At 67.0% G+C, this 13,667-nt stretch carries 14 protein-coding genes and 1 pseudogene; 5 read left to right on the forward strand and 10 right to left on the reverse strand.

Features of this window, described 5'->3' with window-relative positions; genetic code table 11:
• The 5 genes from ACZYZF_RS06645 to ACZYZF_RS06665 all read right to left on the reverse strand — a co-directional run bounded on the left by ACZYZF_RS06645 (nucleotide 1) and on the right by ACZYZF_RS06665 (nucleotide 5,429).
• On the reverse strand, nucleotides 1-288 hold the full coding sequence (locus ACZYZF_RS06645; RefSeq protein ID WP_463834957.1) for a hypothetical protein: 288 nt from the start codon (nucleotides 286-288) through the stop codon (nucleotides 1-3).
• A gap of 147 nt (nucleotides 289-435) precedes the next feature.
• Nucleotides 436-2,631: an acyl-CoA dehydrogenase gene (locus ACZYZF_RS06650; RefSeq protein ID WP_463834959.1), complete on the reverse strand. Its 2,196-nt coding sequence runs from the start codon at nucleotides 2,629-2,631 to the stop codon at nucleotides 436-438.
• A 79-nt stretch (nucleotides 2,632-2,710) separates the two neighbouring features.
• Complete coding sequence (locus ACZYZF_RS06655) at nucleotides 2,711-3,700, reverse strand: 2-hydroxyacid dehydrogenase (protein WP_463834960.1); 990 nt, start codon at nucleotides 3,698-3,700, stop codon at nucleotides 2,711-2,713.
• Nucleotides 3,676-4,803 (reverse strand): alpha/beta hydrolase, encoded by a 1,128-nt coding sequence (locus ACZYZF_RS06660; RefSeq protein WP_463834961.1) that lies wholly within the window; start codon nucleotides 4,801-4,803, stop codon nucleotides 3,676-3,678. Before ACZYZF_RS06660 ends, ACZYZF_RS06655 begins: the two co-directional genes overlap by 25 nt.
• Entirely contained in the window at nucleotides 4,800-5,429 is a 630-nt protein-coding gene (locus ACZYZF_RS06665) for a TetR/AcrR family transcriptional regulator (RefSeq protein WP_463834963.1), read from the reverse strand. Before ACZYZF_RS06665 ends, ACZYZF_RS06660 begins: the two co-directional genes overlap by 4 nt.
• 126 nt (nucleotides 5,430-5,555) lie before the next feature.
• Between ACZYZF_RS06665 and ACZYZF_RS06670 the strand changes: the two genes are divergently transcribed.
• Complete coding sequence (locus ACZYZF_RS06670; RefSeq protein ID WP_463834964.1) at nucleotides 5,556-6,137, forward strand: VOC family protein; 582 nt, start codon at nucleotides 5,556-5,558, stop codon at nucleotides 6,135-6,137.
• Between the two features lie 9 nt (nucleotides 6,138-6,146).
• Here ACZYZF_RS06670 and ACZYZF_RS06675 read toward each other — a convergent pair whose 3' ends face one another.
• The gene (locus ACZYZF_RS06675) at nucleotides 6,147-6,983 is read right to left on the reverse strand and encodes an SAM-dependent methyltransferase (protein WP_463834965.1); all 837 of its coding nucleotides are present in this window, start codon (nucleotides 6,981-6,983) and stop codon (nucleotides 6,147-6,149) included.
• Nucleotides 6,984-6,990: 7 nt separating this feature from the next.
• Complete coding sequence (locus tag ACZYZF_RS06680; protein WP_463834967.1) at nucleotides 6,991-7,872, reverse strand: helix-turn-helix transcriptional regulator; 882 nt, start codon at nucleotides 7,870-7,872, stop codon at nucleotides 6,991-6,993.
• Nucleotides 7,873-7,973: 101 nt separating this feature from the next.
• On the opposite strand from ACZYZF_RS06680, the gene ACZYZF_RS06685 reads away from it, so the two are divergent.
• Together ACZYZF_RS06685 and ACZYZF_RS06690 are read left to right on the forward strand one after the other, a co-directional pair.
• Nucleotides 7,974-8,879 (forward strand): MBL fold metallo-hydrolase, encoded by a 906-nt coding sequence (locus ACZYZF_RS06685; protein ID WP_463742964.1) that lies wholly within the window; start codon nucleotides 7,974-7,976, stop codon nucleotides 8,877-8,879.
• 2 nt (nucleotides 8,880-8,881) lie between these two features.
• A pseudogene (locus tag ACZYZF_RS06690) lies at nucleotides 8,882-10,276 on the forward strand (carboxylesterase/lipase family protein); the annotation flags it as partial.
• A gap of 15 nt (nucleotides 10,277-10,291) precedes the next feature.
• On the opposite strand, the gene ACZYZF_RS06695 reads toward ACZYZF_RS06690, so the two are convergent.
• Nucleotides 10,292-10,906: a TetR/AcrR family transcriptional regulator gene (locus ACZYZF_RS06695; protein ID WP_463742963.1), complete on the reverse strand. Its 615-nt coding sequence runs from the start codon at nucleotides 10,904-10,906 to the stop codon at nucleotides 10,292-10,294.
• Nucleotides 10,907-10,983: 77 nt separating this feature from the next.
• Between ACZYZF_RS06695 and ACZYZF_RS06700 the strand changes: the two genes are divergently transcribed.
• Nucleotides 10,984-11,883 (forward strand): oxygenase MpaB family protein, encoded by a 900-nt coding sequence (locus ACZYZF_RS06700; protein WP_463742962.1) that lies wholly within the window; start codon nucleotides 10,984-10,986, stop codon nucleotides 11,881-11,883.
• On the opposite strand, the gene ACZYZF_RS06705 is transcribed toward ACZYZF_RS06700, so the two are convergent.
• Both ACZYZF_RS06705 and ACZYZF_RS06710 read right to left on the reverse strand, forming a co-directional pair.
• Entirely contained in the window at nucleotides 11,880-12,305 is a 426-nt protein-coding gene (locus tag ACZYZF_RS06705; protein WP_463742961.1) for a TA system VapC family ribonuclease toxin, read from the reverse strand. The two genes, ACZYZF_RS06700 and ACZYZF_RS06705, sit on opposite strands and share 4 nt — an antisense overlap.
• A 6-nt stretch (nucleotides 12,306-12,311) precedes the next feature.
• Nucleotides 12,312-12,569 (reverse strand): antitoxin, encoded by a 258-nt coding sequence (locus tag ACZYZF_RS06710; protein ID WP_463742960.1) that lies wholly within the window; start codon nucleotides 12,567-12,569, stop codon nucleotides 12,312-12,314.
• 40 nt (nucleotides 12,570-12,609) lie between these two features.
• Between ACZYZF_RS06710 and ACZYZF_RS06715 the strand changes: the two genes are divergently transcribed.
• On the forward strand, nucleotides 12,610-13,557 hold the full coding sequence (locus ACZYZF_RS06715) for a class I SAM-dependent methyltransferase (protein WP_463744108.1): 948 nt from the start codon (nucleotides 12,610-12,612) through the stop codon (nucleotides 13,555-13,557).
• The last annotated feature ends 110 nt before the right edge of the window (nucleotides 13,558-13,667 follow it).

The raw sequence follows: 13,667 nt of genomic DNA on the forward strand, positions 1-13,667 counted from the left end.
TCACGGCGGACCGTTGACGTACCAGCCCAGGCAGCCCGGCCTGCCGCGGCACGCGATGATGGCGCCGGCATCGGGAGCGGACCCTCGGACTCGCGGCGGTCTTGGCTGCAGGTTGCAGTTCACCACATACGGGTTCCACGGAATGACGCCGTTCACACATGGTTCGGCCTGGATCTCGGCAGGCCCCGGGGACATCTGCCACGACACGGCGGTCGGCGCGAGGACGACAGACAGCGCCGCTGCACCCAACAGGATCGGGCGCAGAATGCGAAGTCGTGACGTGCTCATCATCGAGTGTCAACCGTTTCTGGTGGTCGCCTATTTCGACGGTAGCACTCGCATTACCTGCCGAGCAGACACAAAGCTGCACCAGAACACCGGTTTCAGGGCAGTTTTGCGTCTGCTCGCGCAAGGAAAGTTTCCCCGCACGGAAAGTTACGGATCGCGGGGCAGGCCGAGCAGGCGTTCGGCGATGATGTTGAGCTGAACTTCGGTGGTCCCGCCGTAGATCGTGGTGGCGCGGCTGGCCAGCAGATACTCCGCCCAGCGGCCGAATTCCTGCTCGGGATCGGCGACGGCGCCATCGGTGCCGAAGGAGGCGACTGCGAACTCCGCGTAGCCCTGGCCGGTCTTCATCGACAGCAGTTTGGAGATCGCGGCGGCGGGCATGGCATCGCCGCCGGCCAGCGTCAGCAGGGTGGAACGTAGGTTGAGCACCCTGGCCGCGTGCCCCTCCGCGATCAGTTGGCCCGCACGATTCTGGTCGATCTGGTCGAATTGGCCAGCACCCAGGAACGCCACGAACTGCTCGAGGTTGGCCAAAAACGGCGGCTCGCTGCTGCCGATCGACACCCGCTCGTTGGTCAGGGTGTTGCGGCTGACTTCCCAGCCGCGGTTGACCTCGCCGAGCACCATGTCGTCGGGCACGAACACGTCGTCGATGAACACGGTGTTGAACATCGCGTTGCCGGTCAGCTCGCGCAGCGGCTTCACCTCGACGCCCGGAGCCTTCATATCCAGCAGGAAGTACGTGATGCCCTGGTGTTTGGGCACGTTGGAGTCGGTGCGCGCCAAGAGCGCGCCCCACGCCGAGTACTGCGCGCCCGTCGTCCAGATCTTCTGCCCGGTGATACGCCAGCCGCCGTCGACCTTGGTGGCCTTGGTGGTCAGGCTGGCCAGGTCCGAACCCGCGCCTGGTTCGGAAAACAGCTGGCACCAGATCATCTCGCCACGGAACGTCGGTGGCAGGAACCGCTGCTGCTGCTCATCGGTGCCGAACGCCACGATCGACGGGATGATCCAGGAGGCGATACCCATCTGCGGGCGCCGCACGCGGCCGCTACCGAATTCCTGGGCGATGATGATCTGCTCGATCGGCTCGGACGCGCGGCCCCACGGCTTGGGCAGGTGTGGCTGTACCCAGCCGCCCTCGGCGATCGCGGTGTTGCGTTCGGCGCCGCTCGGAATCGCTTTCAATCCAGCAACTTCCGCGCGGATCTCGTCGCGCAGTTTCTCGGTGTCGGGGTCGAGGTCGATGTCGACCGGGCGCATGCCGGTCGCGGTCGCGGTATCGACCACCAGCTGCGGGTAGTCCGAGGCCCGGCCGAAGCAGGCCGCCAGGACGAGCGCGCGACGGTAGTACACGTTGGTGTCGTGTTCCCAGGTGAATCCGATACCGCCGTGCACCTGGATGCAGTCCTGGGCGGTGTGTTGCGCGGCGGCAGGTGCCAGCGTGGCGGCCACAGCCGCAGCGAACTCGAAATGGGTTGTCGCCGAGGGGTCTTCCTGGGCATCGTCCAACGCCCGGGCGGCGTCCCAGACTGCGGCGGTGGCGCGCTCGGTGTCGGCGATCATCCCGGCGCACTTGTGCTTGATCGCCTGGAACTGGCCGATCGGCCTGCCGAACTGTTCGCGGATCTTCGCGTACGCGGTGGCCGTGTCGGTGGCCCAGCGCGCGACACCGATCGCCTCGGCCGACAGCAGTGTGGTGATCAGTGCCCTGGCGTGGGCGCGGCTCAGGTCGGCCAGCACCCGGTCGGCTTCGACCTCGACCGCGTTGGCCCGCACATGGGCCAGCGGGCGCAATGGATCGACGCTGCGCACCGGCTCGATCTCGAGCTGGGCGGCGTCCAGCACCACCCATTGGACACCGGACTCGATCGCGACCGGGAGCACCAGGATCGATGCCTGCGCCGCCGCGGGCACCGCTCGAGCCTCACCACGGATGACCAGTCCGTCACCGTGGCGGGTCGCGGTCAGGCCGGAGTCGATGGCGTAGGCGGCAATGGTCTCGCCCGAGGCCAGGCCCCCGAGGATCTCGGCCTCGGGGTTGGCGGCCGAGATCAGTGCGCCGGCGATCGCCGACGGGACGAACGGCCCGGGGACCGCGCCGTAGCCGAACTCGGCCAGCGTAACGGCCAGCTCCAGGATGCCGAAGCCTTGCCCGCCAACGGATTCCGAGAGATGGACGCCCTGCAGCCCCTGCTCGGCCGCGGCTTTCCAGTACGGCGGGGGGTTCGGGATCGGAGTCTCGAGTGCTTCGTGCAGCACCTCCGAGGGCACCACCCGCGCTACGAGGGACCGGACCGAGTCGGCCAGGTCGCTGTGCTCAGACGTGATCGCAATGGGCATAACGCACCTCAATCCCAGGTCGGATAACCGGTTGGTTGGGCCGAGGGTACCCCGGCGTGACGGGCGCCACTCCGGCGGCCTATCGCACTCCGTTAACTACGTGGGCCAGCGGTTCGCCATCGCGAATGCGCCGGCAGTTGTCCACCGCCATAGTCAGATACCGCCGCATGGTGTCGGCCGTGTACCAGGTGACGTGCGGCGTCAGCACCACATTGGGTAGTTCCAGCAGAGGGTTGCCCGGCGGTACCGGCTCCTCGGCAAACACATCCAACCCGGCCGCGGCCAGCTGCCCGGACCGCAGCGCTTCCACCATGGCCGGCTCGTCGATGATCGGTCCGCGCGCGGTGTTGACGACGACCGCACCGGGCTTCATCGATGACAGGGCTTTCTGGTCGAGCAGGCCCCGGGTGGCATCGGTCAGCGGGAGATGAAGCGAGACGATATCGCTGGCGGCCAACAGGTCCGGCAGACTGCGCCACCGCGGATGACCGGTGTCGCGGGTGCTGGTGTGCAGTACCTGTGACGGCTCGGCGCCCATGGCGACGACGATTTTCTCGACCCGCTTGGCGACGTTGCCGTAGCCGAGCAGGCCCACCGTGCACCCGCTGATGTCGCGGACGGTCTCGCCCAGGCTGTGATCCGACGGCCAACCTTTGCCGTCCCGGGTGGCGCGGTCGAGTTCGGGCAATCGGCGCAGCGCAGCCAGCATCAGCAGCACGGTGCCCTCGGCCACGGAAGGGGCATTGGCGCCGGGCATGTTTGCCACCAGGATGCCCAGCTGACTGGCGGTGTCGACGTCGATGGTGTTCACCCCGGCGCCCATCTTGTGCACCAGCCGCAGCCGCAGGCCGCGCTGCAGATCGTCACCGGTGACCGGCCGCAACACGTGCCAGAGCACCTCGGCGTCGGGAAGCTCGCGGTAGAACGCAGCGTCGTCATCCTCGGCGCAGAACCTTACGTCGAGCCAGTCCTTATGGGGCGCAATAAAATCCAGCACATTGTCGCCCGGGGTGAAGTGGGCGAGGACCCGGATCGGGCCGGGGTTCACCGCCACCGTTTCGCGATCCATTCGGCGATGGTATCGGCCTGCTGGTCGCGGGCGCCGGAACTGGTGAAGTAGTGGTCGGTGTCGATCGAGCACTGCGCCTTGTCCGTGCTCGCCAGCGCGTCGTGGATGCGTTGGGCGTCGGACGGGTACACGCCGGTGTCCTGCCCGGCGTTGATCACCAGTGCCGGGCAGGTGATCCGGGCCAGGTGCGGCTCGGCCCGGGTCTGGGCGTGGCGCAGGCTCCACATGCCGATCCAGTTCCGCACGGTGGTGGCCGCGGCGATTCCCCGGGCCGACCGGTTGGCCTTGATCGGTACACCGGCATAACAGAGGTTGGCCTGCCTGTTGGTCGGCTCGACGGTCGGGTCGACCATCCTCGGGTCGGCCCAGGTGCGCATGACGGTGAACGGGCGATCCGAATATCCGGCCGCCTGAACCCTTTTGAGTTCGCTCTCGGCCCAGTCGGTGATCTTCTCGTTGCGCGCGACCTGCGCCGCGCGGTACCGGGCCACGAATTCGGCCGATAGAGGTGCCGCGTTGCGCTCGTCGAACAGGTCGAGTTCCGGGTCGGCGGCAACAGCGTCGTTCTCGTCGACGACGGAGGCGTCCATCCAGGCGGTCAGCACGTCCGGCCGACCCGGGTGGGCCGCGCTCGCCACGTACCCGTCGGCGGGCAACAGCTCGGTCGCCCCCGTCGCCGGCCGCATGCCTTCCAGTGGCTGCACGTTCGGCTCGACGGCTTGGGACTGGTAGGCCGCCATCAGTGATCCGCCCCCGGAGTTGCCGAGCAGCACAACGGTTTCGATTCCCTGGACCTCGCGCAACCAGCGCACTCCGACGCCGATGTCGACCAGGGCATGGTCGAGCAGGAAGCTGCTCTCGAAACCGCGGAAACGGGTGTTCCAGCCGAGGAAGCCGATACTCCGGGTGGCCAGATAGTCGGCGATGTAGTGCTCGGAGAAGTCGATCTGGTAGTGCGTGGCGATCACCGCGACCGTGGGTTTGCGTCCCGCGCCGCGGTAGTAGAGGCCCTGGCACGGGTATCCACCCGCGCCGGCGCGCTGGGCCGTGGGGGATTCCAGCCCGATGAACTCGCGGACCACCTCCGGCGACGCTGTACTCATGAACGCGGGCTCTCCTCGTGGTAGATGGTCCGGTAGAACACGTTGGCAAGGGTGGTGACGCAGGCGTCGTCGTCGGCGACGGCGTCGCGGCCGCCGGACAGTTGGACGTAGCAGAACTGGTTGAGCATCGACACCAACGCGACGGCGGTGAGGTGGGCGTCGTCGTCGGGGCAGAATTCCTGCTGCTGAGCATGTTTGATCATCTCGGTGATCATGGCGATCGGTAGCTGGCAGATCTCGTCCCAGTATTCGGCGAAGTCGTCGTCGATCATGGCCATCTGGGACACGCTGATGATCTCCGCCAGGCGGTGCCGGTAGGTCATCCAGTGCGCGGAGGCCGCCTGCCGGCAGCGTTCCCGGTTGGTCAGGTTGGGTCCGGTCGCCGGAAGTGCGCGTTCGCGGGCCTCGTTGCGGAAGCGCAGGGCCCATTCGCGGACCATGGCTTCTTTAGAGGCGTAATAGTTGTAGAACGACGCGGCCGATCGGCCTGCTTCGGAGGCGATGTCGGAGATCGTCGTGGCCAGGATGCCCTTGCGGGCGATCACCGCGCGAGCTGCGTTGTCGATCGCCGCCTGGGTTTGGCGGCCGCGGGCGGTCGGCAGCGGGGTACGGGGGCTGACGGTCACGGATTTCCTCACTCCCGGCGGGCCGGGAAATCTTGAACGGCCATTGATCACATCTGAATCTGATGTTAGATTCAGATTCGCAGCTGCGCCAGTCCTTGGTGTAATCGCCCCGGGAGGTTTATCGACGTGATCAAGCCCAGCAATCCCAACTCGGAGTTCGAGTTCGGCGGAATCAACCACGTGGCACTGGTGTGCGCGGACATGGCGCGCACGGTCGACTTCTACACCAACGTGCTCGGCATGCCGCTGATCAAATCGCTGGATCTGCCCGGCGACATGGGGCAACACTTCTTCTTCGATGCGGGTAACGGGGACTGCATCGCGTTCTTCTGGTTCCGTGACGCTCCCGACGGGGTGCCCGGCATCTCGGCGCCAGCCGCCATCCCCGGCATCGGCGAGTTCGTCAGCGCCACCGGTTCGCTGAACCACATCGCGTTGCATGTGCCCGCCGAGAAGTTCGATGAGTACCGGCAGAGGCTCAAGGCCAAGGGCGTGCGTGTCGGGCCGGTGCTCAACCACGACGACAGCCCGATGCAGGCCTCGGCCACAGTGCACCCAGGCGTCTACGTCCGGTCGTTCTACTTCCTCGACCCGGACGGGGTCGCCCTGGAATTCGCGTGTTGGACCAAGGAATTCACCGACAACGACGCACAGACGGCGCCCAAGACGGCGGCCGACCGACGTCCGCCGGTGACTGCCGGTCGGTAGTCCGGTCCGTTACCGCTTGGTGGCGGTGACGAAGTAGCCGCGCGGCACGCCCGGAACGTCGAGCGGCACCGCCGGCGCGAACCACCGGTTCCACTTGTTGCCCGGCTCGGCCACATCGGTGACCACCGCCCACCAGCCCAGCGGTTCGCACAGTTGCTCGGGGGAGTCGGTGCCGAACAGCCACGGCGCGCCGCTGCGCTCCATCTGTTCGCGGACTGCCGCCAGCATCACGTTGTCCAGCAGCGTCTTGCCGACGATGTCGTAGAGCAGCACCGAACCGGGCGCCGACAATGCGTCGACCCGCTCGAACACCATGTGGACGGCGTCCTCGTCGAGGTACTGCAACAGTCCCTCGATCAACCACACAGCCGGTATCGTCGGGTCAAAACCGTTGGACCGCAAGGTATCGGTCCAGTCCTGCGTGAGGTCGACGCCGATGGCAACCCGTCGGCAGCGTGGTTCGTCGCCGGCCAGCACATCCGCCTTGGCGGCGATCACAGCAGGCTGGTCGAGCTCGAAGACCGTGGTGTCGTCGGGCCAGGGCAGCCGGTAGGCCCGGGCATCGAGTCCCGCGGCGAGGATCACCACCTGTTTCACCGGCGGTACGGCAGTCGACAGCGCCTCGTCCCAGAACCGGGTGCGCACCACGATCTGCACCATCGACTTGTCACCGGTGGCTGCGACCGCCTCGGCGAGCAACCGCCGGCCGGATTCACCGGAGAGTTTCTGAGCGAACGGATCGTCGAAAAGCCGGTCGGGGCGGCGGGTTTCCTCGGCGCGGATGGCCGCCACCAGGACTCCGGTATCGGCTACGGCCCGACCTGAGGTCTGTCCAGAGTTGGTCATATCGCCATCATGCGCGCCCGGCCGTGCTCGGGGCTCGGATATTTTTGCCCGGCGTCGATTGCGCCAGGAGTTGCAGCGTGTCCGCTGAACCCGAGCCCTCCGCCGTCGTCACCACGCACAGTGATTGCTCGACGTCCCGCGCGAGGTTGAGGTTCTGCATGGTGACGGTGAGCGGGCCGACGAGCGGATGGCGCAGGTCGTAGGAGTCGGCCTCGCACGGTTTCACCCGGTGATCGGCCCACAGCGTCACGAATTCCTGGCTCTTGACCGACAATTCGCCGATCAGGGCGGACAGCAGCGCGTCGTCGGGATGCCGGCCGGCGGCCAGACGGAGGCTGCCGACCACGGCCCGGGCCTTGCGGTGCCAATCCCCATACAGGTCGCGTGTATGCGAATCGAGGAACAGCAGGCGGGCCAGGTTGGGCCGGTTCGCGGGGTTGTCCACCGACGTGAAATCCAGATGGCCGGCCAGCAGGGCATGGCCCAGCTCATTCCAGGCGAGTACATCGGTGCGGCGGCCGATCACCAGTACGGGCAGGTGATCCATCGAGCGCAACAGCTCACGGGTCAACGTGCTGACGCGCTCAACCGGAGGGCGGCGCGGCGGCTGTGTCCGCTGGGATGCCAACTCCCGCAGGTGTGCATGCTCGTGGCTGTCCAATTGCAGGGCCCGCGCCAGCGCGTCGAGGATCGCTTCCGAGGCATTCACCGACTGCCCCTGTTCCAGCCGCGTGTAGTAGGAAACGCTGACTCCGGCCAGCTGGGCGACCTCTTCCCGCCGCAGGCCCGCCACGCGTCGTCGTTCGCCGTACCGGGACAGCCCCACGTCCTCTGGATGCAGGCGCCCACGCCGCGCCCGCAGGAATTCGCCGAGTTGTCCGGTGGCCACCACCCCACTATGCCTCCGGTCCGACGCGCCGTGCCTGACCCTGTCAGGGGTAGGCACCGTTGGGCCTGGTTGGCCGGTCGCTGTGTTGCCAGGCTGGAGACATGAACGAAATCGTGTTGGGCGACGTCACGGTGACCCGGGTCATGGAGTACTACGGCTCGGTGCGGCTGTCGCCACAGGAGTTCTTCCCGGAGAGCCCTGCCGAGACGTGGCGGCGGAACGAAGATTGGCTGGCACCTGACTTCTACGACGCCGACCTCGATGTATGTATCTCGGCGATCCAGACCTGGTTGCTGCGTAGTGAGGGCCGGACCATCCTGGTCGACACCGGGGTGGGCAACCACAAGGAGCGGCCCCATGCCCCGGTGTGGCATCAGCTCGACACCGATTTCCTCGGCAATCTGGCCAGGGCCGGCGTCGCCCCCGAGGACGTCGACGTGGTGATCAACACCCACCTCCACGTCGACCACGTCGGCTGGAACACGTACCTCGAGGACGGCAACTGGGTCCCGACGTTCCCGAATGCCACCTATCTGATGCCGCGCGCGGACTTCGATTTCTGGAATCCGGCGAACCGCGGTGAGCCCGTCTCAGGGCGGGACAACGTCTTCCTCGACAGCGTTGCTCCCGTACACGCATCGGGGAAAACACGATTGTGGGAGAACAGCTTTCGCATCGATTCAAACCTCGCGCTCGAACCGGCGCCCGGGCATACGCCGGGCTCCGCGGTGGTCCGGCTGGAGTCTGGCGGTGACCGCGCGGTGTTCGTCGGCGACATGATGCACACCGCGCTGCAGATCGCCGAACCCGACACCAACAGCTGTTACTGCGAGGACCCGAGGCAGGCGCGGGAGACCCGGCTGCGGGTGCTGGGCGAGGCGGCCGACACCAACACACTGGTGATCCCGGCTCACTTCGGTGGCCACGGCGCGGCCGAGGTGATGCGGGACGGCGACCGGTTCGCGATCAAGGAATGGGCAGCGTTCGACCGGGTGAGAGGGGCCTGAGCATGGCTCGACCGATCGTCGAGACGACCGCCGGCGCCGTGCGGGGGTTCCAGACCTCGGAAGCGCAAACGTTTCTCGGCATCCCCTACGCCGCGCCACCCGCCGTCGTCGGTCGCTTCGCGGCCCCGGAGGTGCACGAGTCGTGGCGCGATGTCCGCGATGCCACGAGGCCCGGGCCGACCGCGCCGCAGCCACTTCGAAACAGCTTCGGGCGCTTGGATATGTCGCCCTTCTTCGGGCCCGGCTGGGTGCGGGATCCCGACTACCTCACCGTCAATGTGTGGGCGCCGCCGGACGCGCGGGATTGTCCCGTCATGGTGTTCGTCCACGGCGGTGGCTTCGTGGCCGGCTCCACCCGCTCGCCGCTCTATGACGGCGGCGCCTTCGCCCGCGACGGCGTCGTGCTGGTGACGGTGACCTATCGACTGGGGGTCACCGGATTCCTGGACCTGCCCGGAGCGGTCGCCAACCGTGGCCTGCTCGACGTGCTGGCCGCGCTGGACTGGGTGCAGGCCAACATCAGGGCCTTCGGCGGAGATCCCGGCAACGTCACCCTGTTCGGCCAGTCTGCCGGCGCGACGCTCACTGCGGGAGTGCTGGCCACACCCGGCGTGCACCGGTTGATCCGTCGGGCAATCATGCAGAGCGGCAATGGATTCGGTGCGTTCAGCCCGGACCAGGCCGCCCGGGTCGCCGCGGCGGCGGCCGAGGCTCTGGGTGTCGAGCCCACCGTCGCCGGTTTCGACCGGGTGTCTGACGAGCAGTTCGTCGAGGTGCTCCCCAGGCTGGCCGGTCTGGATCTGCGCACCGGAGGGCACTTCGACCCGCTGCTGGGTCTGAGCCCGTTCAGCCTGGTGCTGGAAGAACAGCCGGTGCTGCGTCTCAATCCCGACGTGGGGCTGTTGATCGGGACCAACACCGAGGAGGGCAACCTGTATCTGGTTCCGCAGGGCAAGTTCGACGCATCGACCCGTGCGGACGTCGAGCAGCTCGCCTCGCAGGTGGGCAGCGACCCGGCCGCGCTCGTCCGGCGGTATCGCTTGCGCTTCCCCCACGCGGGGTGGGGTGAGCTGCGTTCGGCAATGCTCGGTGACGCGTTGTTCCGGACGGGCAGTTACGGTACGGCGCGAGCCCACGCGGAGCAGGGTGGCGCCGCGACGCACCGTTACGAATTCTCGTGGCGGTCAAAGGCGGTGGATGGCGCGTTGGGGGCAGCGCATGCGGTGGAGCTGCCATTCGTGTTCGACCGGATCGGACTGGAGTCGTTGCGTGGCCCCGGCGCCCTGCTCGGCCCCGACGATCCTCCGGCTGGTTTGGCCGCCGAGATGCACGCCGCCTGGGTCGGTTACGGCAGCACGGGGGACCCTGGCTGGGAACCTTCGGCGACGCGCCGATTCGCCGGGCCCGGCACGTCAGCTCCCGGGTTGTTGCATACCGGCCAGCGCGTCGAGCATCGATCGCAACTGGTCGATGAGCTGGTCGGGGGAGTGGGTGATCTCGCCGGACAGCCACGCGCTGATCGTCTGGGTTACCCCGCCGACGGCGAAATGTGATGTGGCTCTGAGGTAGTCGTTCGTGCGGAGCTGCAGCGCATCGCCGGCGTGCTGACCGAGCAGCGCGGCGAAGAGTGCAGTGGATTCGGCACGCTTACGCGCCAGTACGTCGTTGGACAGTTTGACGCTGAACAGCAGCCGGCCGATCCGCGGATCTTTGGCGATCAGATGCACGATGTTGGTCATACCGGCGGTGGTCTGGTCGGCGAGCGGCACAGCCGCGACGGCGGCCTGCGTCGAGGTCGCGATATCGGCGATCACCCAGTCGTAGACCGCGGCGATGAAGTCGTTCTTGTCGGTGAAGCTCTCGTAGAAATACCGTGCGGCCAGCCCCGCGGTGCGACACACCGCGCGCACGGTGACCTCGGCGTCCTCGGCGCCCAGCAGATCCAGCCCGGCCTCGAGTAGCTGGCTGCGACGCTGCGCCAGGCGGTCGGCCGCTTCGACGCCGCGGTACGGGCGGACCTGCTTCACCCACACATCTTGACACCTGTCAGTCTGGCAGGCCAGTATCAGGAAACACAGGTTCTCAGTTTCCAGGAGGAGTGGCCATGACGGTCCGCGAACCGATCCCGCACGTCGAGCGGCCGATGAACGAGTCGGCGCGTCCCGGGGCCGTGCCCAAGCGTCGGCGGGGCGCCGGTTTCGACGACGGGCTGATGGGTGTGGCGCTGCTGGCGGGCCCCGCCAACGTGATCATGCAGCTGGCCAACCCCGGCGTCGGCTACGGCGTCGTCGAGAGCCGCGTCGAGAGCGGTCGCACCGACCTGCACCCGGTCAAGCGGGCCAGGACCACCTTCACCTACCTGGCCGTGGCCACCCGGGGCAGCGACGCGCAGAAGGCGGCCTACCGGCGGGCGGTCAACAAGGCGCACGCGCAGGTGTACTCCACCGAGGACAGCCCGGTGAAGTACAACGCGTTCGACAAGAACCTTCAGCTCTGGGTGGCGGCCTGCCTCTACAAGGGCGGGGTCGACGTGTTCCGGATGTTCATCGGTGAGTTGGACGACGAGACCGCCGACCGGCACTACCGCGACAGCGTCACGATGGGCACCACTCTGCAGGTGCCCGAGGACATGTGGCCGGCTGACCGGGCCGCGTTCGACCGGTATTGGGAGGAATCCCTGGAACAGCTGCGCATCGACGACACCGTGCGGGGCTACTTGTATCCGATCGCCGCGGGTCGGCCGAAGAATCCGAAACTGCCCCGCTTCGTGCAGAGCCGACTCGATGCGGTCGCCCTGCTGATCACCACGGGATTCCTGCCGCAGCGGTTCCGGGAGGAGATGCGGTTGCCGTGGGACACCGAGAGCCAGAAGCGGTTCGACCGGCTGATCTCTGTGCTGCGCACGATCAACGACCTGCTGCCGTCGGTCCTGCGGCAGTTCCCGTTCAACGTGCTGCTCAAAGACCTCGACTGGCGGATTCGGACCGGTCGACCGCTGGTTTAGAGGGGCCGGATGTGCGGCACCGAGTTGAACCGGGCGAAGTCCCGATCCAGCGTGACCACGTCGCAGTGGTGTTCGGCAGCGATGGCCGCCAGAACCGCGTCCGGTATCAGGTCGCCTACGGCATCGGCCTCATCGCACAGGTCCTGCAGCAGCGTGAGATGGCGGGCTCCGGGCCCGACTCTCAAGTGATTGGGCTGGGCTTCCACCGCCGTGATGAACGAGAACGCTGCGTTGCGGGGCGTGGGGATCTCGAAGATTCGCCGATTGGTAGCGATTCGTAGAAACGAGCCCCACACCACTGCTGGGACTGAGAAGGGTTCCTCGGCGTCGAGCATCCGATCGAACCAGGTGATGACGGATTCGTGATCGGGGTGGTCGCTGCGGTGGACTGCGAGTACGACGTTCACGTCGAGTAGATGCACGCGTGCCTACCGCAGCGCGTTGAGTTCGACGCCGTCGTCGAGGGTTGCGTGCAACTCCCGGTTGGACCGCAGATCAACGCCGGGGCGCGGCCCGTTGCCCCCGGTGAACACCGGAATGGCGGGCCGAGGCGCCGAGCTCTGCTCGGCTGCCAGCTCACGGCGCAGCGCGTCTTCGACGAGTGAACCCAGCGACTGCCCCCGTTGCCGAGCGCGATGCTTGGCAGCAGCCAGCAGTTCGTCCGCGATGGCGATGGTGGTGCGCATGATGTCATCCTATGCGCATCACACGCATCAACGAGCGATGATGACGCGCGGACGGGTGCCAGGCTCCCGGCGTATTGTCGCGCGCGTGAGTACCGGACGAACAGACAATGACAACTGGGATATCACCACAAGCGTAGGCTCGACGGCGCTATTCGTCGCTGCCTCAAGGGCATTGGAGGCCAGGAAGCCCGATCCGCTCGCCGTCGACCAGTATGCCGAGGCGTTCTGTCGCGCGGTCGGCGGCGAATGGACGGCCGCGGTCGAGGGCACCGACCCCGAGCATCCGCTGCAGACCGAATTCGGTGAGAGCTTCGTCAACTTCCAGGGCGCCCGGACCAAGTACTTCGACGAGTACTTCCTCCGGGCCATCGACGCCGGGATCACACAGGTTGTGCTGTTGGCGGCCGGTCTGGACTCGCGGGCCTACCGCCTGCCATGGCTCGACGGCACCGTGGTCTACGAGCTGGATCAGCCCCGGGTGCTCGAGTTCAAGCGCGAGACTGTCGAGCGGCTGGGTGAGGCGCCGACGGCCGAGCGGCGCGAGGTGGCGATTGATCTCCGGGAGGACTGGCCGGCGGCGCTGCGCGCGAGCGGCTTCGATCCGTCGCGGCCGTCGGCCTGGATTGCCGAGGGGCTGTTGATCTATCTGCCCGCCACAGCACAGGAACAGTTGTTTGCTGGCATTGATGCGCTCGCCGCGCCGGGCAGCTTCGTCGGTATCGAGGAAGCGATGCCGATGCCGGACGAGGCGTTCGAGGCCAAGCGCGCCGAAGCCCTGTCATCCGGTGAGGAGAACGCGTTCTTCACTCTCGTCTACAACCAGCAACACGCGCCCGCAGAGCAGTGGTTCGGCGCGCATGGCTGGGAAGCCGCTGTGACACCGCTGCACGACCTTCTGCGCCGAGCGGGCCGGCCCGTTCCCGGTCCGGAATCAGAAGCAGGCCTGATGACGGGAACTATCACCTTGGTGGCTGCGACCAAAAGGTGAGGCAGTTCACGAGCTAGCCAGACTACGTGCCTCTCGACAGTTAAGTTATGCAATGCTAACTTCAGCAAAAGTTAGCTTAGCCATACATAAGGGAGAGATTCGGGGGCTTA

This window comes from Mycobacterium sp. IDUB_24 (assembly GCF_055419385.1).

Bases quoted from the DNA above. Each gene is read 5' to 3' on its own strand.
- ACZYZF_RS06645 (WP_463834957.1), bottom strand. From the start codon at position 288: ATGAGCACGTCACGACTTCGCATTCTGCGCCCGATCCTGTTGGGTGCA.
- ACZYZF_RS06650 (WP_463834959.1), bottom strand. From the start codon at position 2,631: ATGCCCATTGCGATCACGTCTGAGCACAGCGACCTGGCCGACTCGGTC.
- ACZYZF_RS06655 (WP_463834960.1), bottom strand. From the start codon at position 3,700: ATGGATCGCGAAACGGTGGCGGTGAACCCCGGCCCGATCCGGGTCCTC.
- ACZYZF_RS06660 (WP_463834961.1), bottom strand. From the start codon at position 4,803: ATGAGTACAGCGTCGCCGGAGGTGGTCCGCGAGTTCATCGGGCTGGAA.
- ACZYZF_RS06675 (WP_463834965.1), bottom strand. From the start codon at position 6,983: ATGACCAACTCTGGACAGACCTCAGGTCGGGCCGTAGCCGATACCGGA.
- ACZYZF_RS06685 (WP_463742964.1), top strand. From the start codon at position 7,974: ATGAACGAAATCGTGTTGGGCGACGTCACGGTGACCCGGGTCATGGAG.
- ACZYZF_RS06700 (WP_463742962.1), top strand. From the start codon at position 10,984: ATGACGGTCCGCGAACCGATCCCGCACGTCGAGCGGCCGATGAACGAG.
- ACZYZF_RS06710 (WP_463742960.1), bottom strand. From the start codon at position 12,569: ATGCGCACCACCATCGCCATCGCGGACGAACTGCTGGCTGCTGCCAAG.
- ACZYZF_RS06715 (WP_463744108.1), top strand. From the start codon at position 12,610: ATGACGCGCGGACGGGTGCCAGGCTCCCGGCGTATTGTCGCGCGCGTG.